The 17363-nt window shown below is 71.6% G+C and carries 21 protein-coding genes and 1 pseudogene; 14 read left to right on the top strand and 8 right to left on the bottom strand.

Translation table 11 applies throughout. The features are described from left to right. The first annotated feature begins 92 nt into the window (after positions 1-92). Positions 93-533, top strand: coding sequence for a ketosteroid isomerase-related protein (locus KSF81_RS06695; RefSeq protein ID WP_217378311.1), 441 nt, complete (start codon positions 93-95; stop codon positions 531-533). Here the strand turns inward: KSF81_RS06695 and KSF81_RS06690 are convergent. Next, positions 516-1154 carry a PEP-CTERM sorting domain-containing protein gene (locus KSF81_RS06690; RefSeq protein ID WP_217378310.1) on the bottom strand — a complete coding sequence of 213 codons (639 nt, stop codon included), beginning with the start codon at positions 1152-1154 and terminating at the stop codon, positions 516-518. The two genes, KSF81_RS06695 and KSF81_RS06690, sit on opposite strands and share 18 nt — an antisense overlap. A gap of 147 nt (positions 1155-1301) precedes the next feature. After that, the gene (locus tag KSF81_RS06685) at positions 1302-2108 is read right to left on the bottom strand and encodes a S49 family peptidase (protein WP_217378309.1); all 807 of its coding nucleotides are present in this window, start codon (positions 2106-2108) and stop codon (positions 1302-1304) included. A 54-nt stretch (positions 2109-2162) separates the two neighbouring features. On the opposite strand from KSF81_RS06685, the gene KSF81_RS06680 reads away from it, so the two are divergent. From KSF81_RS06680 to KSF81_RS29205, 3 genes are all read left to right on the top strand, one after another. Beyond that, positions 2163-2528, top strand: coding sequence for a hypothetical protein (locus KSF81_RS06680; RefSeq protein ID WP_217378308.1), 366 nt, complete (start codon positions 2163-2165; stop codon positions 2526-2528). A 171-nt stretch (positions 2529-2699) separates the two neighbouring features. Then, entirely contained in the window at positions 2700-3362 is a 663-nt protein-coding gene (locus tag KSF81_RS06675) for an SDR family NAD(P)-dependent oxidoreductase (RefSeq protein WP_254453391.1), read from the top strand. After that, the gene (locus KSF81_RS29205; RefSeq protein WP_309139704.1) at positions 3310-3444 is read left to right on the top strand and encodes an SDR family oxidoreductase; all 135 of its coding nucleotides are present in this window, start codon (positions 3310-3312) and stop codon (positions 3442-3444) included. The genes KSF81_RS06675 and KSF81_RS29205 overlap by 53 nt, the downstream gene beginning before the upstream one ends. Positions 3445-3452: 8 nt before the next feature. Here the strand turns inward: KSF81_RS29205 and arfB are convergent, their stop codons facing one another. The 3 genes from arfB to KSF81_RS06660 are packed head-to-tail and all read right to left on the bottom strand — an operon-like array spanning position 3453 to position 5997. Continuing rightward, positions 3453-3875 (bottom strand): alternative ribosome rescue aminoacyl-tRNA hydrolase ArfB, encoded by a 423-nt coding sequence (gene arfB / locus KSF81_RS06670; protein ID WP_217378307.1) that lies wholly within the window; start codon positions 3873-3875, stop codon positions 3453-3455. After that, positions 3872-4621, bottom strand: a complete 750-nt coding sequence (gene eutC / locus KSF81_RS06665) for an ethanolamine ammonia-lyase subunit EutC (RefSeq protein ID WP_217378306.1) — start codon at positions 4619-4621, stop codon at positions 3872-3874. The genes arfB and eutC overlap by 4 nt, the downstream gene beginning before the upstream one ends. Continuing rightward, complete coding sequence (locus KSF81_RS06660; RefSeq protein ID WP_217378305.1) at positions 4621-5997, bottom strand: ethanolamine ammonia-lyase subunit EutB; 1377 nt, start codon at positions 5995-5997, stop codon at positions 4621-4623. Before KSF81_RS06660 ends, eutC begins: the two co-directional genes overlap by 1 nt. Positions 5998-6155: 158 nt before the next feature. Between KSF81_RS06660 and KSF81_RS06655 the strand changes: the two genes are divergently transcribed. The 10 genes and pseudogenes from KSF81_RS06655 to KSF81_RS29190 all read left to right on the top strand — a co-directional run bounded on the left by KSF81_RS06655 (position 6156) and on the right by KSF81_RS29190 (position 14124). Beyond that, a complete protein-coding gene (locus tag KSF81_RS06655; protein ID WP_217378304.1) occupies positions 6156-6704 on the top strand; it encodes a thiamine pyrophosphate-binding protein in 549 nt (182 codons plus the stop codon). A 3-nt stretch (positions 6705-6707) separates the two neighbouring features. After that, on the top strand, positions 6708-7226 hold the full coding sequence (locus KSF81_RS06650) for a thiamine pyrophosphate-dependent enzyme (RefSeq protein ID WP_254453390.1): 519 nt from the start codon (positions 6708-6710) through the stop codon (positions 7224-7226). Beyond that, positions 7183-7323, top strand: a complete 141-nt coding sequence (locus KSF81_RS29200; protein WP_254453389.1) for a hypothetical protein — start codon at positions 7183-7185, stop codon at positions 7321-7323. Before KSF81_RS06650 ends, KSF81_RS29200 begins: the two co-directional genes overlap by 44 nt. Positions 7324-7381: 58 nt before the next feature. Then, positions 7382-8347: a tripartite tricarboxylate transporter substrate binding protein gene (locus KSF81_RS06645; protein WP_217378303.1), complete on the top strand. Its 966-nt coding sequence runs from the start codon at positions 7382-7384 to the stop codon at positions 8345-8347. Positions 8348-8358: 11 nt separating this feature from the next. Next, positions 8359-9333, top strand: coding sequence for a hydroxyacid dehydrogenase (locus KSF81_RS06640; RefSeq protein ID WP_217378302.1), 975 nt, complete (start codon positions 8359-8361; stop codon positions 9331-9333). A gap of 9 nt (positions 9334-9342) precedes the next feature. Then, positions 9343-10716, top strand: a complete 1374-nt coding sequence (locus KSF81_RS06635) for an MmgE/PrpD family protein (RefSeq protein ID WP_254453388.1) — start codon at positions 9343-9345, stop codon at positions 10714-10716. A gap of 25 nt (positions 10717-10741) precedes the next feature. After that, on the top strand, positions 10742-12469 hold the full coding sequence (gene araD / locus KSF81_RS06630) for an L-arabinonate dehydratase (protein ID WP_217378301.1): 1728 nt from the start codon (positions 10742-10744) through the stop codon (positions 12467-12469). Positions 12470-12536: 67 nt separating this feature from the next. Continuing rightward, entirely contained in the window at positions 12537-12683 is a 147-nt protein-coding gene (locus tag KSF81_RS06625) for a hypothetical protein (protein ID WP_217378300.1), read from the top strand. 90 nt (positions 12684-12773) lie between these two features. Further along, a pseudogene (locus tag KSF81_RS29195) lies at positions 12774-13337 on the top strand (amidase family protein); the annotation flags it as partial. A 73-nt stretch (positions 13338-13410) separates the two neighbouring features. Next, on the top strand, positions 13411-14124 hold the full coding sequence (locus KSF81_RS29190; RefSeq protein ID WP_309139491.1) for an amidase family protein: 714 nt from the start codon (positions 13411-13413) through the stop codon (positions 14122-14124). A 1-nt stretch (position 14125) separates the two neighbouring features. Here KSF81_RS29190 and KSF81_RS06615 read toward each other — a convergent pair whose 3' ends face one another. The 3 genes from KSF81_RS06615 to KSF81_RS06605 all read right to left on the bottom strand — a co-directional run bounded on the left by KSF81_RS06615 (position 14126) and on the right by KSF81_RS06605 (position 17362). Further along, on the bottom strand, positions 14126-14971 hold the full coding sequence (locus tag KSF81_RS06615) for a TauD/TfdA family dioxygenase (RefSeq protein ID WP_217378299.1): 846 nt from the start codon (positions 14969-14971) through the stop codon (positions 14126-14128). A gap of 310 nt (positions 14972-15281) precedes the next feature. Continuing rightward, positions 15282-15839, bottom strand: coding sequence for an NADH-quinone oxidoreductase subunit B family protein (locus KSF81_RS06610; RefSeq protein ID WP_217378298.1), 558 nt, complete (start codon positions 15837-15839; stop codon positions 15282-15284). Continuing rightward, the gene (locus tag KSF81_RS06605; protein WP_217378297.1) at positions 15839-17362 is read right to left on the bottom strand and encodes a nickel-dependent hydrogenase large subunit; all 1524 of its coding nucleotides are present in this window, start codon (positions 17360-17362) and stop codon (positions 15839-15841) included. The genes KSF81_RS06610 and KSF81_RS06605 overlap by 1 nt, the downstream gene beginning before the upstream one ends. Position 17363: the final 1 nt, after the last annotated feature.

Here is a 17363-nt window from a genome sequence, read left to right as displayed (position 1 = left end):
CGGCACACCGGCAAAGGCTTGGTGGCCTGCTTGTCCCTGATCTTCGCAGGCGAAGATCAGGGGCAGGACACCAGAGTCCGGAGGCCCCGCGCATGAGCGACGCCGAAGCCCTGATCCGGGCCTATTACGCCGCCTTCGACCGGGGCGACCGGGAAGCCATGCTGGCCCTGCTGGCCGAAACCGTGACCCATGACGTGAACCAGGGCCCGCGCGAGACCGGCAAGCCCGCCTTCCGCCGCTTCCTCGGCCAGATGGACCATTGCTACCGGGAAGCGATCCGGGACCTGGTGGTGATGGTGGATGCCGGCGGCAGCCGCGCCGCGGCGGAATTCGTGGTGACGGGCGAATACCGGGCCACCGATCCCGGCCTGCCGGCCGCCACCGGCCAGCGCTACCGCCTGCCGGCCGGCGCCTTCTTCGAAGTGGCGGAAGGCCGCATCACCCGCGTCACCACCTACTACAACCTCCAGGAATGGCTGCGGCAGGTCGGCGGCCAGGACCCGCGCCCGGTGGGGTCAGGCCAAACGGAGTGAGGCTGGGCGCCGCCGCACCAGGCCAAGACCCAGCAGCCCGGTGGCGAGGATCGCCAGGCTGGCCGGCTCGGGGACGCTGACAGGGATCAGGAAGAAGGCTTCCGGCCCCGCCGTGGCGCCGCTGATGGAGGCGGAGAACACCACCCTGTCCTGCGGGTCGAAACCGCTGAGGTCGAAACCTGTCAGCAGGAGATCGGCCCAGCCGCTGCCGTTACCGGCGTTGCTCAATGCGATCGGCCCGGAATAGGTGAACTGGACCACGCCATTCACCGCCGCCGTGAAATAATCCAGGACCTCGGTCCCGAGCGGCGAGGTCGTCGTGTTGGTGTCGATGCCGATGGCGAAGACATTGCCGACCTGGTTGCGCAGGTTCTTGACCTTGTAGGCCGGCGAATCCCGCTCGTAATTGGCGCCGGCCGGCCCGGTGGGCAGCAGCCTGTAGCCGAAATCGGCAGGGTTGTTGCAGGCGCTGCCGCCGATCACGCAGGGGCTGCCCTGGCCCTGCCCATGGAGCAGCGATCCCGGATCCTCCAATGTGAGCGCAATGGCAGCCTGGGCGGAGGCCCCATGCAGCATGGCGCCCCCAATGACCGCGGCGCGCAGCAGATTTCCAATATTCATGGTTTACTTTCCCGGCTCAATTTCTTGTGCTGATTGCTGGTTGATCCAATCAAGCGAAATCAGCCGGAAGAAACCAATCAAGGGCTTGCGATATGCCGCTTTCGGATCGGTCTGCGCCTGCAAGAACTCGCGACACCTGCCGCGGCGCTACAGCCCAAGCCGGCCCCAGGCCGCCCGCTCCTCCAGTGCCGCGATCGCCGCCTCGGCATGGAGGCCCGGCAGCAGCCGGCGCAGCAGGGGCGGCCGCGGCCCGGCCACCGGGATCAGCCGCGCCTTCGGCCCGAAGCGCCGCTTCGCCTCCCCGGCCGCATCGCCCAACCGGTCCGCCAGGCCGAGTTCCACGGCGCGCCGGCCGGTCCAGAAACGGCCGGTGAAGAGCGACTCCTCCGGCGCCTTCAGCCTTGGCCCGCGCCGGGCGGCGACCCAGCCGCGGAATTCGGCATGCAACTCGCCGAGCAGCGTCTCCAGCCGGGCCAGGTCCTCCGGGCGTTCCGGGCGGAAGGGGTCGAGGAAGCTCTTCTCGCGGCCGGCGGTGTGCAGCCGGCGCTCCACCCCGATGCGCTCCAGCGCCTCCTGGAAGCCGAAGCTGGCCGCGATCACGCCGATGGAGCCGAGGATGGAGGCCGGGTCCGCCACGATCTCATCCGCCGCGCAGGCGATCCAATAGCCGCCCGAGGCCGCCGCATCCTCCACGCAGGCCACCACCGGCAGCTTCTTCTCCTCGGCCAATTGCCGGATGCGCCCGGCGATCAGGCTGGACTGCACGGCGGAGCCGCCCGGCGAATTCACCGCCAGGAACACCGCCGAGAGCCGGCGGAGGGCGAAGGCCCGGTCCAGCACCGGCCCGACCGTCGCCAGGCTGAGCCCGCCGCCGAGGCCCGGCCGGGGAGTGATGACACCGGCCAGGCGCACCAGGGCGATGCGCGGGCGGCGGTCGAACAGGGGGAGATGCATCTTTCCTATGTGCCTGCCCCGCGGCTGCCATCAAGCCATGCCAGGCTCCCGATCATGACGAAACGCGATTGGACCGGGTTGTTGATCGTGCTGGCGGCGCTTGGCGCCCTGCTGGCCTATCGGGCGGCCTATGTGGAGCCGCGCGCCTGGGGGGCGCTCTGCGGCGGCGCGGCGGCGCCACTGGCCTGCCAGCCGCGCGCGGCGCTGCTTTGGCTGCAGCACTGGCAGGTCTGGGGCGGCGGGGCGCTGGGGCTCGGGATCTGGGCGCTGCTCGGCGCGCCCTTCGTGGTGCGGGTCGCGGCGGTGGCGCTGGGGGCGATGGCGGTGGCCAATTACAACGTGACCTGGGGCGTGCTGGGCCTGACGCTCGGCGCCTGGGCCTGGATCGGCGCGGCGGGGCGGCGGGCGCCGGCCGGCTGAAGGTCCGGGCTTGCCGCCGCGCCCCGGCTTCGCCAGCCTGCGGCCAGAGCGTGATCGCTTGAGGTGCTCGCACCGAAAAGCGTGAATCACGCGATCAAACAAAGGCCTGGAGCATGATGCGTGAACGAAGGTGAACGCATCATGCTCCAGGCAAGCCGGAGGGGGCCAGGGATGTTCGATTTCAAGGGCAAGCGCGTGGTGGTCTGCGGCGGCAGCCGCGGCATCGGCCGATCGGTGGCGCTGGGCTTCGCCGGCGCCGGCGCGGCGGTCTCGATCTGCGCCCGCAGCGCCGGGCCGCTGGAGGCGACCCGGGCGGAAATCGCGGCCAAGGGCGTGACGGCGCATGCCGCGAGTTGCGACCTGGCGGATGGCCCCGCCGTGCTGGCCTATGTCGAGGCGGCGGCGAAGGCGCTCGGCGGCATCGACGTACTGGTGAACAATGCCTCCGGCTTCGGCTCCACCGATACGGAGGAGGGCTGGAAGGCCGGGCTTTCGGTGGATGTGATGGCGACGGTGCGTGCCAGCCGTGCCGCCCTGCCCTTCCTGGAGCAGTCGAAGGGCTCCATCGTCAATGTCTCCTCGATCTCGGGCTTCCGGCCTTCCACCCGCACGCCGGCCTATGCGGCGGTGAAGGCGCTGCTCATCAACTACACCTCCAGCCAGGCGGCGATGCTGGCGCCGAAGGGCATCCGGGTGAATGGCGTGGCACCTGGCTCCATCGAATTCCCCCGGCGGCTCCTGGGAGGAACGCAGGACCAGCGCGCCCGGCCTCTACAACAGCATCCTGAAGAGCATCCCCTTCGGCCGGCTCGGCGCGCCGGAGGAGGTGGCTGATGTGGTGCTGTTCCTGGCCTCGCCGCTGGCCGGCTGGGTGACGGGGCAGACCATCGTGGTGGATGGCGGGCAGATGCTGTAGCCGCCCAGCTATTCCCCTTGCGGCTTCCCCCGCATCTGCTTCACCCCGGCGCGGCGGGCCTTGCCTTCCAGCCGCCGGGTCTTGGAGCCGAGCGTCGGCTTGGTCGGCCGGCGCGGTGGCGGCGGCGGGATGGCGGCCTCGCGGATCAGCGCCAGCAGGCGTTCCAGCGCATCCTCCCGGTTGCGCTCGCGGGTGCGGAAGCGCTGGGCGGTGATGACGATCACCCCCTCCTGCGTCAGCCGGTGGCCGGCCAGCCGTTCCAGCCTGGCCCGCACGCCCTCCGGCAGGTTGGGGCTGCGCCGCGCATCGAAGCGGAGCTGCACCGCGCTGGAGACCTTATGCACATTCTGCCCGCCGGGGCCGGAGGCGCGGATGAATTCCTCGCTCAGCTCCTCCTCGGCGATGGCGATGCCGCGTGTGACCTGGATCATGGCGCGAGCAGCGGCACGGCGGGCTGCTCGTCCTTCAGCGCCACGCCCGTCGCGCCCAGCCGCAGCGCCGCGCCTGCCAGCCAGAGCAGCTTCGCCGCCGCCGCCTCCGGCGCCAGCCCGCCGGGGCGGATATTGGAGATGCAGTTCCGCTCCGCATCCACCCGCCCGCGCCGCGGCCCGAGGGTGAGGTAGATCCCCAGCGAATCCGTGGCGGAAAGCCCTGGCCGCTCGCCGATCAGCACCGCGACCATGGCCGCGCCCAGCGCCTCGCCGATCTCGTCGCCGAGCGCCACCCGCGCCTGTTCGGCGATGACGAGGGGCGCGAGCGCCAGCCCCGCCCCGCGCAGCAGCGGCACCGCATGGCCGAGCAGCGCCGCCGCCCCCGCCTGCACAGCGCTGGCCGAGAGCCCATCCGCCACCACCAGCAGGAAGGTCCCCGGTGCGGGCGGCGCCGCCAGCCGCGCCTGGTCCGCCGGCCGCAGCCGCCGGCCGAGATCGGGCCGCAGCAGGTAGTCCCGCCGATCCGCCACCTGGCTCGCCACGCTGAGCACCGGCAGGCCGAGCGGCGCCAGATCGGCAGCGAGCCGCGGCACATCCAGCGCCGAATGCACCGCATCCCGCGCCAGGGCATGGGCTTCCTGGAAATCGAGATGCGCGGTCGTCGGCAGGCCATGCCCGGCGCGCCCCAGCCCGACCCGCGCCGCGGTGAAGCGCCGCAGCGCGGCCCAGGGCACCGGCTCCGGCATCAGCCGAGCCCCAGCAGCGCCGGCGCCAGGCCGGCCGGCAGCCTTCCCTCGCCGCTGGCGCGCTCGATCCCCATGCGCTGCATCCAGGCCTCGAATTCCGGCGCCGGCCGCCGGCCCAGCGCCGCCCGCAGATAGAGCCCGTCATGGAAGGAGGTGCTCTGATAGGCGAGCATCACGTCATCCGCCCCCGGCACGCCCATGATGTAGGTGACGCCGGCGACGCCGAGCAGGGTGAGCAAAGCATCCATGTCGTCCTGATCGGCCTCGGCATGGTTGGTGTAGCAGACATCCACCCCCATCGGCAGGCCGAGCAGCTTGCCGCAGAAATGATCCTCCAGCCCCGCGCGGGTGATCTGCTTGCCGTCAAACAGGTATTCCGGGCCGATGAAGCCCACCACGGGATTCACCAGCAGCGGCGCGAATCCGCGGGCCACCGCATAGGCCCGCGCCTCGATGGTCTGCTGATCGACGCCGTGATGCGCCTCCGCACTCAGGGCGCTGCCCTGGCCGGTCTCGAAATACATGAGGTTGTCGCCGAGCGTGCCGCGCCCCAGCGCCAGCGCCGCCTCCCGCGCCTCCGCCAGCAGCGGCAAGGTGACGCCGAAGCTGCGGTTGGCCGCCTCGGTGCCGCCGATGGACTGGAACACCAGGTCCACCGGCGCGCCGCGCTCGATCGCCAGCATGGTGGTCGTGACATGCGACAGCACGCAGGTCTGGGTGGGAATCGCATAGCGCTCCCGCACCGTGTCGAGCAGGTCAAGCAGGCGCATCACCGTCTCGACATTGTCGGTGGCGGGGTTGACGCCGATCACCGCATCGCCCGCCCCGAGCAGCAGCCCGTCCAGCACCGCCGCCGCCACGCCGCGCGGGTCGTCCACCGGGTCGTTCGGCTGCAAGCGAATGGAGAGCCGCCCCGGCAGGCCGAGGGTGTTGCGGAAGCGCGTGACCACCCGGCATTTCGCTGCCACCGCCACCAGGTCCTGCAGCCGCATGATCTTGGAGACCGCCGCCACCATCTCCGGCATCAGGCCGGGGCGGAGCGCCGCCAGCGCCGCGGCATCCGCCGCCTCCGAGAGTAGCCAGTCGCGGAAGCCGCCGACGGTGAGGTGGGCGATGGGCGCGAAGGCGGCGCGGTCATGCCGGTCCTGGATCAGCCGCGTGACCGCATCCGCCTCATGGGGGATCACTGCCTCGGCCAGGAAATGCGCCAGCGGCAGGTCGGCCAGGGCCCGCTGCGCCGCCACCCGCTCCTGCGCGCTCGCCGCCGCCAGCCCGGCCAGGACATCGCCGGAGCGCGGCGGCGTGGCCCGGGCCAGCAGGCAGCGCAGGTCCGGGAAGCTGAAGCGCGTGCCGCCGATCGCCTGGGTGAAGCCCATCCCGCCGCCTCCCTGCCCCGGCGCCATCCTGGCGCCTCGTGCCGTCCCTTGCCAGCCCGGCGGCTTCGCGGGATGTTCGCCGCCGATCCATCCATTGCGTGGCCCGCCGGTCCCTGCCGATCATCGGGAACGGCGGCGGCGGGGCACGGAGGAAGCCTATGCAACGAGAACAACTGGAGACGGCGCCGGACGGTGCCGCCGATTGGCCGGACCAGATTTTCGACCTGCTGAAGGAGCATGGCATCCGCCAGGTGGCGCTGGTGCCGGATGCCGGGCATTCCCGCCTCATCAACCGGTGCCTCGCCGACAACGGCATCCGCGTCGTGACCCTGACCACCGAGGAGGAGGGCATCGCCCAGCTCTTCGGCGCCTGGCTCGGCGGCGAGAAGGGCGTGCTGCTGATGCAGTCGAGCGGCGTTGGCAATTGCATCAACATGCTCTCGGTGGCGATCGCGCACCGCACGCCGCTGCCGATGATCGTGACCATGCGCGGCGACTACGGCGAGTTCAACCCCTTCCAGGTGCCGATGGGCAATGCGACCCAGACCGTGCTGGAGGCGATGGGCACGCTGGTGAAGCGCGCCGATGCGCCGGAGGACATCGCGCCCACGGTCGATGCCACGCTCCGCATGGCCTTCAACACCTACCGCCCGACCGCGACCCTGATCGGCCAGCGCGTCATCGGCGCCAAGACCTTCGGGAAGTGAGACATGGCTGACACGATCGAAACCGGCGAGACCGGCAAGCTCCGCCGCCGCAGCGTGGTGCGGACCCTGCTTCGCGATCGGGGCGGGATGCTGGTGATCGGCGGCCTCGGCGCCCCCGCCTGGGACATCACCGCGGCCGGCGACTGCCCGGAGAACCTGCCGCTCTGGGGCGGCATGGGCGGCGCCGCCATGATGGGCCTCGGCCTCGCTTTGGCGCAGCCGGAGCGCCGCGTGCTGGTCATCACCGGCGATGGCGAGATGCTGATGGGCGTGGGCTCGCTCGCCAGCATCGCCGTGCAGCGGCCGAAGAACCTCTCCATCGTGGTGCTGGACAACGAGCATTACGGCGAGACCGGCATGCAGGAGACCCATACCAAGCACGGCGTCGACCTCGCCGGCATGGCCAAGGCGGCCGGCATCCCGGATACCCGGCTGATCCGCGCCGCGGCCGAGGTGCAGGCGCTGCGCGAGGCCATCCATGCCGGCAACGGCCCCCCTCTTCGCCCAGATCAAGGTGGATGAGCGGACCGAGCCGCTGGTGCTGCCGCCGCGCGAGGCCTCCATTTTGCAGGCCCGCATGCGCGAGGCGATCCTGGGGCCGAAGGCGCATCTGCAATAGGCCGAGTTCACGCGTGAGCGGGGGCCAACCCCGCCACGCAGCCTTGGGAGGAGTCCGCATGCATCGCCGCTCGCTGCTCGCCACGCTCGCCACCCTGCCCATCGCCCCGGCCGCCCTGGCCCAGAATTGGGCGCCGGAACGCCCGGTCCGGCTGGTCGTGCCCTATTCGGCCGGCGGCAGCACGGATGTGACGGCGCGGCTGGTCGCCCAGGCGCTGGGCGAGCGGCTGGGCCAGCCCGTGGTCATCGAGAACCGCCCCGGCGCCGGCGGCAATATCGCGGCCGAGCATGTCGCGCATAGCGCGCCGGACGGCTACACGCTGCTCATCGCGACCAGCAGCGTCATCGCCACCAACCAGGCGCTGTATCGCAACCTGCCCTTCGATGCGGTGCGGGACTTCGCCCCCATCACGCAGATCGCCTTCGTCCCGAACCTGCTGGTGGTGCATCCGGATGTCCCGGCGCGCAGCCTGGCGGAGCTGATCGCCCTGGCGAAGTCCCGGCCCGGCCAGCTCAATTACGGCAGCGCCGGCTCCGGCACCTCGCAGCACCTGGCCGGCGCGCTCTTCGCGGCACAGGCGGGCGTGCAGGTCGTGCATGTGCCCTATCGCGGCGGCGCGCCCGCGGTGACGGACCTGATCGCCGGCAAGATCCAGATGATCATGAGCCCGCTGGTCGAGGTGATCGCGCATGTCCAGGCCGGGCGGCTGCGGCCGCTTGGCGTCACCACGCGCCGCCGCTCGCCCCTGCTGCCGGAGGTGCCGACCATCGCCGAGGCGATGCCGGGCTTCGAGATCACGCTCTGGAACGGGCTGCTCGCCCCCGCCGGCACGCCACCCGCCATCGTCGCGCGCCTCGCCACGGAAGCCGCCGGCGTGCTCCGCACCCCGGAGATGCAGCGCAAGCTCGCCGAGCAGGGCAGCGAGCCGGTGGGCAGCACGCCCGAGGAATTCGCCGCCTTCATCCGCACCGAGATCCCGAAATGGACGGAGATCGTCCGCATCTCCGGCGCCACAGCCGATTAGGACCCTGAAGCATGCCCCATGTCGTCTGCCTCCGCGCCCTGCACCCCGAAGCGCTGGACCGGCTGCGCTCCGCCCCCGGCGTCACCGTGCAGGTGCTGGAGGAGATCAATGCCGCGACCCTGGCCGAGGCGCTGCCACGCGCCGAGGCGGTGACGGTGCGCGCCACGCGGATCGACCGCGCCTTCCTCGATGCGGCGCCCAACCTGCGGATCGTGGCGCGGCACGGCGTCGGCTATGACGCAGTGGACGTGCCGGCGCTCACCGCGCGCGGCATCCCGCTGACGGTGACGCCGGATGCGAATGCGGTCTCGGTCGCCGAGCATGCCTTGATGCTGCTGCTCTCCGTGGCGCGCCGCACCAAGGACTACGACGCCAATATGCGCGCCCTGAAATGGGGCGCGCAGCCGGACCTGCCCTGTTTCGACCTGGCGGGCCGCACCGTGCTGGTGATGGGCTTCGGCCGGATCGGCGGCCGCGTGGCGCGGCTCTGCCATGCCTTCGGCATGCGCGTGCTGGTGCGCGACCCCTTCATTCCGCAGAACACCATCAAGGGCGCCGGCTTCATCCCGGTGAAGGACCTGGCGGCCGGGCTGGCCGAGGCCGATGCCGTCACCCTGCATTGCCCGAGCAACGAGCAGACCCGCGGCATGGTGAACGGCGAATTCCTCGCCTCCATGAAGCCCGGCGCGGTGCTGGTGAATACCGCCCGCGGCACCCTGGTGGAGGAGCCGGCGCTGGTGGCGGCGCTGCAATCCGGCCACCTCGCCGCCGCCGGCCTGGATGTGTTCCATACGGAGCCGGTGGAGGCGCCCATCCCGCTGCTCGGCCTGCCGAATGTGGTGCTGACGCCGCATACCGCCGCGGCCACGGCGGAGGGCATCCGGCGCATGTCGCTCTCCTGCGCCGACAGCGTCCTTGCGGCCTTCGAGGGCAGGCTCGACCCCGATGTGGTCATCAACCAGGAGGTGCTGCGCGGCAACGCGTAGCAACAAGGCATGGTGGACAACCCGCTTCTCATCCTCGCGGAGCACGCCGCGTCCTGGCGCAGCCGGCCCCTGCCGCCGGAGGTGGCGCATCATGCCCGCCGCGCCCTGATCGACTGGTTCGCGGCGCTGCTGCCAGGCTGCCTGCATCCGCCGGCGACCCTGCTCGCCGCCGCCATGGCGCCGGAGCGGGGCCCGGGTCGGGCGATCTGCTATGTCGATGGCATGGCGGGGCCGCTCCGCCACGCCGCGCTGCTCAATGCCACCGCCAGCCATTCGGTGGAATTCGACGACATCTTCCGGGATGCCGGCTACCACCCGGGCTGCCCGGTGATCGGCGCGGCGCTGGCGGCGGCGCAGGCGCATGGCGCGTCGCTGGAAGACCTGCTCCGCGCCATCACCGCGGGCTATGAGGTCTCCTGCCGCATCGGCGTCGCGGTGCAGCCGAGCCACTACAAATACTGGCACACCACCGGCACCGTCGGCACCTTCGGCGCGGCTACGGCCACGGCGGTGCTGCTGGGCTGCGATGCGCGGCAGACCGCGCATGCCATCGCCACCGCCGCCACCTTCGCCGGCGGGCTGCAACAGGCCTTCCGCAGCGACGGCATGTCGAAGCCGCTGCATCCCGGCCATGCCGCGGATGCCGGCGCGCTGGCCGCCATCGGCGCCGCTGCGGGCGTCACCGGCGCGCTGGACGTGCTGCACGGGCCGGTCGGCTTCGCCGCCGCCACCAGCGAGGATACCGGCAAATGGGCGAAGGCGCTGGCCAGCCTCGATGAGCGTTTCGCCATCACCGCCATGACCTTCAAGAACCATGGCTGCTGCGGCCATATCTTCGCCGGGCTCGATGCGGTGCGCGATTTGCAGCTTGAGCACGGCTTCGGCGCCGAGGACGTGGCGCGCATCCATCTCGGCGGCTACAGCGCCACCAAGGAGGTCTGCGACCGGCCGGTGGTGAATACCGAGCAGGAGGCGCGCTTCTCCGCGCAATACTGCATCGGCGCCATGCTGGTGCTGGGCGGCGTCCGCCTCGCCGCCTTCGAACCGGCGAGCCTGGCCGACCCGCGCATCCGTGCCGTCATGCCGAAGGTCAGCGTCAGCCTCGACCCGGAACTGGCCGCCGACTATCCGGGGCGACGCGCCGCCAAGGTCACGATCGGGTTGCGCGATGGGCGCGAGCTGTTCCGCTACCAGCCGACCCGCAAGGGCGACCCCGACGCGCCGCTCTCGGATGCCGAGCTTTCGGAGAAGTTCCGCGAGCTGGCCGTGCCTGTGATCGGCGCCGCGGCGGCCGAGGCGCTGCTGCAAGCCCTCTGGACCGGCGATGCGCTGCCGGGCGCCGTGCCGCTGCTGGCGCCGGCCACGCGGCAGGCCGCGGAATAGCGCGCCAATACGCGAAGGAACCACCATGCGCCGCAAGCAGCCCGAGGATCTCCGCAGCCACCGCTGGTTCGGCGTGGACGACCTGCGCGCCTTCGGCCATCGCTCCCGGCTGTTGCAGACCGGGCTCTCGGAGGCCGATTTCCGCGGCAAGCCGGTGATCGGCATCATCAATACCTGGTCCGATCTCAGCGTCTGCCACGCGCATTTCCGCACCCGGGCGGAGGAGGTGAAGCGCGGCATCTGGCAGGCCGGCGGCTTCCCGGTGGAACTGCCGGCGCATCCGGTGACGGAGCAGTACCAGAAGCCAAGCTCCATGCTCTATCGCAACCTGCTGGCGATGGAGACGGAGGAACTCGCCCGCAGCCATCCCTGCGACGGGCTGGTGCTGATGGGCGGCTGCGACAAGACGCCGCCGGCGCTGGTGATGGGCGCCGTCTCCGCCGGGCTGCCCTGCATCTTCGTCCCCGCCGGGCCGATGCTGAGCGGCAATTGGCAGGGCCGGAAGCTCGGCTCCGGCAGCGACGTATGGAAGTACCATGCGGAGTTGCGGGCCGGGAACATCTCCCAGGCGCAGTGGAAGGAGATGGAGACCGGCATCGCCCGCTCCTTCGGTACCTGCATGACCGCTGGCACCGCCGCCACCATGATGCTGGCGGTGGAGGCGATGGGCCTCGCACTGCCCGGCGCCTCCTCCATCCCCGCCGCGGATTCCGCGCATCCGCGCATGGCCACCGAATGCGGCCGCCGCATCGTCGAGATGGTCTGGCAGGACGAGACCCCGGCGCGGTTGCTGACCCAGGGCAGCATCGACAATGCGGTGGTCGCCACCATGGGCTTCGGCGGCTCCACCAATGCCATCCCGCATCTGATCGCGATGGCCCGCCGCGCCGGCCTCGGCCTCGATCTCGACCGCTTCGATGCGATCAGCCGGCGCACCCCGCTGATCGCCAATCTGCGGCCGAATGGCGATACCTTCCTGATGGAGGATTTCTACTATGCCGGCGGCAGTCGGGCCTTCCTGGCGCGGCTGGCGCCGCATCTCGACCTCTCCGCCCGCACCGTCACCGGCCGCAGCCTCGGCGAGAACCTGGAAGGCGCCGAATGCTACAATGAGGAGATCATCCGCCCGCTGGACCGGCCCTTGCAGGCCGAGGGCGGGGTCGCGATCCTGCGCGGCTCGCTCGCCCCGCGCGGCGCCGTCATCAAGACCAGCGCCGCCGATCCGCGGCTGCTGACCCATACCGGCCCGGCCGTGGTCTTCACCGACTACAACGACCTGAAGCGGCGCATCGACGACCCGGCGCTGGAGGTCACGCCGGACAGCGTGCTGGTGCTGCGCGGCGCCGGCCCGCAGGGCGGCCCGGGCATGCCGGAATGGGGCATGATGCCGCTGCCGAAGAAGTTGCTGCAACAGGGCGTGCGCGACATGGTGCGGCTTTCGGATGCGCGCATGTCGGGCACCAGCTATGGCACCTGCGTGCTGCATGTGGCGCCGGAATCGCATATCGGCGGGCCGCTCGCCTTCGTGCGGGACGGCGACCTCATCCGCCTCGACGTGCCGAACCGCCGCCTCGACCTGCTGCTGGCGGAGGGCGAGATGGAGCATCGCCGCGCCGCCTGGGTGCCGCCGCCGAAACGCTACGCCCGCGGCTGGACCGCGCTGCATATCGAGCATGTGCGCCAGGCCGATGAGGGCTGCGACTTCGACTTCCTGGAACACGGCCCGGCCACCCCGGAGCCGGAGATTCACTGAACCGTGTAGGAACCCCGGCCCCGATCCGGTGTTCCATCTCCTTCACCAAGGGGATGGACGGAGCAGCATGGAAGAGGGCCAGGTCACGCCCGAAGGGGCTGAAGAGGGCGTCCTGCTGATCGAAGGCTGGATGCTGGGCCAGCTTCTCTTCCCCTTCGCCATGGAGGAGATCGTCCGGGTTCCGCCCGCGAACGACAGCGCAGCGCGGAGCTAGGCATCTTCCGGCGAAGGCAGGGCGGGGCCGGGTGCCGCAGGGCGCCCGGCCCCGCTTGCCGTTTGGGCCGCACTTGGCCAGCATCGCCCCATGCAGCACATCGCCGATGCCGCGGCCGCCCTGGCCAGCGGCCGCATCTCCTCTGCCAGCCTGGTCGAGTCCGCGCTCGACCGCATCGCCGACCCGGGTGGCGAGGGCAGCCGCGCCTTCACCGCGGTCCATGCCCAGGCCGCGCGCGCCCAGGCCCGCGCCATGGACGCGCTGCGCCATGCCGGCCGGCCGCCGAGCCCCTGGGCCGGCATCCCGGTCACGGTGAAGGACCTCTTTGATGAACACGGGCATGTGACCACGGCCGGTTCGGTGGTGCTGCGGGATGCCGCGAGGGCCAATGCGGATGCGCCTGCCGTGGCGCGGTTGCAGCGCGCCGGCTTCGTGGTGATCGGCCGCACCAACATGGTGGAATTCGCCTTCTCCGGCCTCGGCGTGAATCCGCATTACGGCACCCCGAAAAGCCCCTGGGACCGCGCCACGGGCAGGCTGCCGGGCGGGTCTTCCTCGGGCGCCGCCGTGGCCGCCGCGGACCATATGGGCTTCGGCGGGCTCGGGACCGATACCGGCGGGTCCTGCCGCGTGCCGGCGGCGCTCTGCGGCATCGTCGGCTTCAAGCCGACGGCGCGGCGGGTGCCGATGGAAGGGGTGCTGCCGCTCTCCCCCCTCGCTCGATTCGGTGGGGCCGCTGGCCCGCAGCGTGGCCTGCTGCGCCCTGCTGGACGGCATCATCAGCGGCGAGGAGAACCCGGAGGCCCCGGCGCCGCGCCCGGTCGCCGGGCTCCGGCTCGGCCTGCCGCGCGGCACCTTCCTGACCGAGGACATGGACCCCGCGGTCAGCGCCGCCTTCACCCGCGCCCTGTCGCGCCTGGCCCTGGCCGGCGCCAGGATCGAGATGTTCGACCTGCCGGAACTGGCCGAGATCCCCCTGGTGAACGCAGCGGGCGGCTTCACCGCCAGCGAGGCCTGGGCCTGGCACCGCGGCCTGATCGCCCGCAAGCGCGAGGGCTACGACCCGCGCATCCTGGCCCGCATCCAGCGCGGCGAGCGCATGACCGCGGCGGACTACATCGACCTGCTGCAGGCCCGCGCCCGCATCATCGCCGCCGTGGCCCGCCGCACCGCCCCCTTCGACGCGGTGATCGGGCCCACCTGCCCCATCATCCCGCCCGCCATCGCCGAAGTGGCGGCGGAGGCGGACTACAACCGCATCAACCTGCTGCTGCTCCGCAATACCGCGGTGGGCAATTTCCTGGACCGCTGCTCCATCAGCCTGCCGATCCACCGGCCGGGCGAGGCGCCGGTCGGGCTGATGCTGACCGGCGAGGCCATGGCGGATGCCGCCCTGCTGCGCACCGCCAGCGCGGTGGAGGCGGCGCTGGCGGAGGCTTGAGCTAGGCTGGCCGGTCGCCGGCCAGCGTCACCCGGTGCATCACCCGGCGGAAGCCGTGATAGTCGTTCACCGGATTGTGCAGGCAGCAGCGATTGTCCCAGAAGGCGATGGAGCCCGGCTCCCAGCTGAAGCGGCAGGTGAATTCCGGCCGGGTCTGATGCTCGTAGAGGAAGGCGAGGAGCCCGGCGCTCTCCGCCTCGGTCATGCCGGCGAAGCGGGTGGTGTGGCCGGTATTCACATAGAGCGCCTTCCGCCCGGTCTCCGGATGCGTCCGCACCACCGGATGCTCCGCCTCATAGAGCTTGCGCGCATCCTGCCGCGCATTGTCCTTGAGGCGGTCCTCGCGGGTCCTGGTCACATCCGCCTTGGCCGAGCTGTTCACCGCCCGCAGCGGCGCCAGCAGCCGCTGCATGCCCTCCGACAGCGCCGCATAGGCGGCGGTGCCGCTGGCGAAGAGGGTGTCGCCGCCATAAGGCGGCACTTCCCGGGCGATCAGCATGGTCGCCATGGGCGGGGCTTCGAGATAGGCAGTGTCGCTGTGCCAGAGCCCGCCGAAATTCAGCGTCTCGTGCTCCAGCTTCACCACCGGGATGACCTCGGGCGCTTCCGGCAGGCCCTGCACGAAGGGGTATTCCACCGGCTCGCCGAAGCGTCGCGCCAGGCCGAGGAATTCCCGCGGCGGCAGGGCTTGGTCGCGGAAGAAGATCACGCCATGTTCCAGCCAGATCTGCCGCAGCCTGGCGATGCTCTCGGGCGGAAGGTCGCCGGAGAGGTCGATGCCCCGCAGCTCGGCGCCGATCGCACCGGAGAGGCGCCTCACCGTCAGGCCCTGCGTGGCGCCGTCCATCCTCGTCCCTCCCGTCCTGCTCCGGGGCGATACTACCGGGCCCCGGGCATTGCGGCGAGTTAAGCCGCCTCACACCTCCCGTTGAGATGCGTTGCCCCATGCTGACCCTGTCGTCCTGATGCCCTTCGGGTTCGGACGGACGGCGTTCGGCGGCGGCTATTTCCCGGCAAGCCGCCGCCAGACTGGCAGCCGCATGGCAGCCACGGGCCGGCTGGATTCGTCCGGCCGGCCCGATTTCTTTTCCAGCGCCAAGCTTGTATCCCGCCGGCCGGTTCACGCCCTCCGGCTGCGCCTCCGGACGACCGGGCGGCTAATCCTCGTCGCGCCGCCAGAAGGGCGTGGCGCGCGGCAGGGCCTGCGCCTCCAGCAGCGCCAGCAGCCCCTCCAGCAATTGCGTGGGCGTCGGCGGGCAGCCGGGGATGACCAGGTCCACCGGCAAGGCCTCGGCGATGCCGCCCTCCACCGCGTAGCTGCCCTTGAAGACGCCGCCATCCACGGCGCAGTCGCCGACCGCGACCACCCATTTCGGGTCGGGCGTGCACTCCCAGACACGTTCCAGCGCGGCCCGCATGTTGCGGCCGAGCGGGCCGGTCACCAGCAGCACATCGGCATGGCGCGGGCTGGCCACGAAGCGCAGCCCGAACCGCTCCAGGTCATGCACCACGTTGGAGAGCGCGTTGATCTCCAGCTCGCAGCCATTGCAGGACCCGGTATCCACCTCGCGGATCGAGAGGCTATGCCCCAGCCGCTGCTGCGCCGCCGCCTCCAGCCGCTCCACCAGTGCCTGCACCACCTGGTCCGGCACCGGCGGCGCCGGGTCGGTGAGCGGCCGGCCGAACAGGTTCTTCGCGAGACGCGGCCAGAGCATCACAGGTCCACCCCGCTGTAGGAGCAGTTGAAGCTTTTGTTGCACAAGGGGAAGTCGGCGACGATGTTGTTCTCGATCGCGGCTTCCAGCAGCGGCCATTGCAGCCAGGAGGGGTCGCGCGGGAAGGCGCCGCGGATCAGCCCGCCGTCATCCAGCGCGAGCCAGTGCAGGCATTCGCCGCGGAACCCCTCGACCATCCCCACCCCCTCGCCAGCCCGTTGCGGCAGCGGGACCGCCAACTCGCCGTCCGGCAGGGTCTTCAGCAGCCCGCGCACCAGGCGGATCGATTCCTGCAGCTCGGCGATGCGGATGCGGATGCGGGCATCGACATCGCCCTGCGGCAGCACCGGCACCGCCACTTCCAGATCGGCATAGGGTGCATAGCCCGGCAGGCGCCGCGCGTCGAAGCCGCGCCCGGTGGCGCGGCCGATGAAGCCGCCGGCGGCGAAGCGCGCAACCAGCGCCGCCGCCAAGCTGCCGGTGCCCACCACCCGGTCGGCCAGGCTGGCATGGTTCTCATAGATCTGCAGCAGCACCGGGATCTCCGCCGCCGCCACCTCCAGCGCCGCCAGGATGGCCTCCGCGCCGCCCGGCGCAAGGTCCTGGGCGACGCCGCCCGGCACCACCCGGTCCATCATCAGCCGGTGCCCGAAGGCGGCGGCCGAGGCACGCAGCACCGCCTCGCGCAGCGCGCCGCAGCGGGCATGCGGGAAGGCGAAGGCGGAATCGTTGCAGGCGAAGCCCCAGTCGTTCAGGTGGTTGTGGATGCGCTCCAGCTCCGCCATCAGCGCCCGCAGCGCCAGGGCGCGGGGCGGCGGCACGACCCCCAGCGCCGCCTCGGCCGCCATGGCGAAGGCCCAGGAATGCGCCACGGTGGAATCGCCGGAAAGCCGCGCCATGTAGCGCGCCGCCGCGCGCGGCGACTTGCCCAGCATCAGCCCGATCGTGCCCTTATGGGCATAGCCGAGCCGCACCTCCAGCCGCGCCACCGTCTCGCCCTGGACATGGAAGCGGAAATGCCCGGGCTCGATCACCGCGGCATGCACCGGGCCCACCGCGATCTGGTGCACCCCCTCCCCCTCCACGGCCAGGAATTCCGGCTGCGGCGGCGGCAGGGCATTCGGCGCCGGGTTGTTCGAGAGCGGGCCAGTCACCCCCCAGTGGCCATGGTCGAGCCAGGGGCGGGAATCCTCGGCCCCCTCCGCCACCAGCCCCCAGAGGTCCCGGATCATCCGCTCGAACCGCACGGCACCGGGCCGGGCCGGCGACAGCGCGGGGTAGTGGCCGCCCTGCGCGGGGCAGGAGGCGAGCAGGATCTCGCCCTCCTCCTCGGCCAGGAAGGCGGCATGCACCATGGCGGGCTCGGCCCAGAGGGATAGCAGCGCCAGGCCGCGGTCCACCGCCAGCGCCTCGGCCAGCGCCGCCCAGGCGGTGGGGGTCAGCAAATAGCGTTCATAGGGCCGGGCGTGCTGCGGGGCGCCGGCGCGGATGCGGCCGAGCGCGGCTGCGGCATCGGGCGCCATG

The sequence above is a fragment of the Siccirubricoccus sp. G192 genome, assembly GCF_019084075.1.
Taxonomy (GTDB): Bacteria; Pseudomonadota; Alphaproteobacteria; order Acetobacterales; family Acetobacteraceae; genus G192.
Note: the sequence above shows the minus strand (reverse complement) of the source record. Positions and strands in the feature narration are given on the sequence as shown.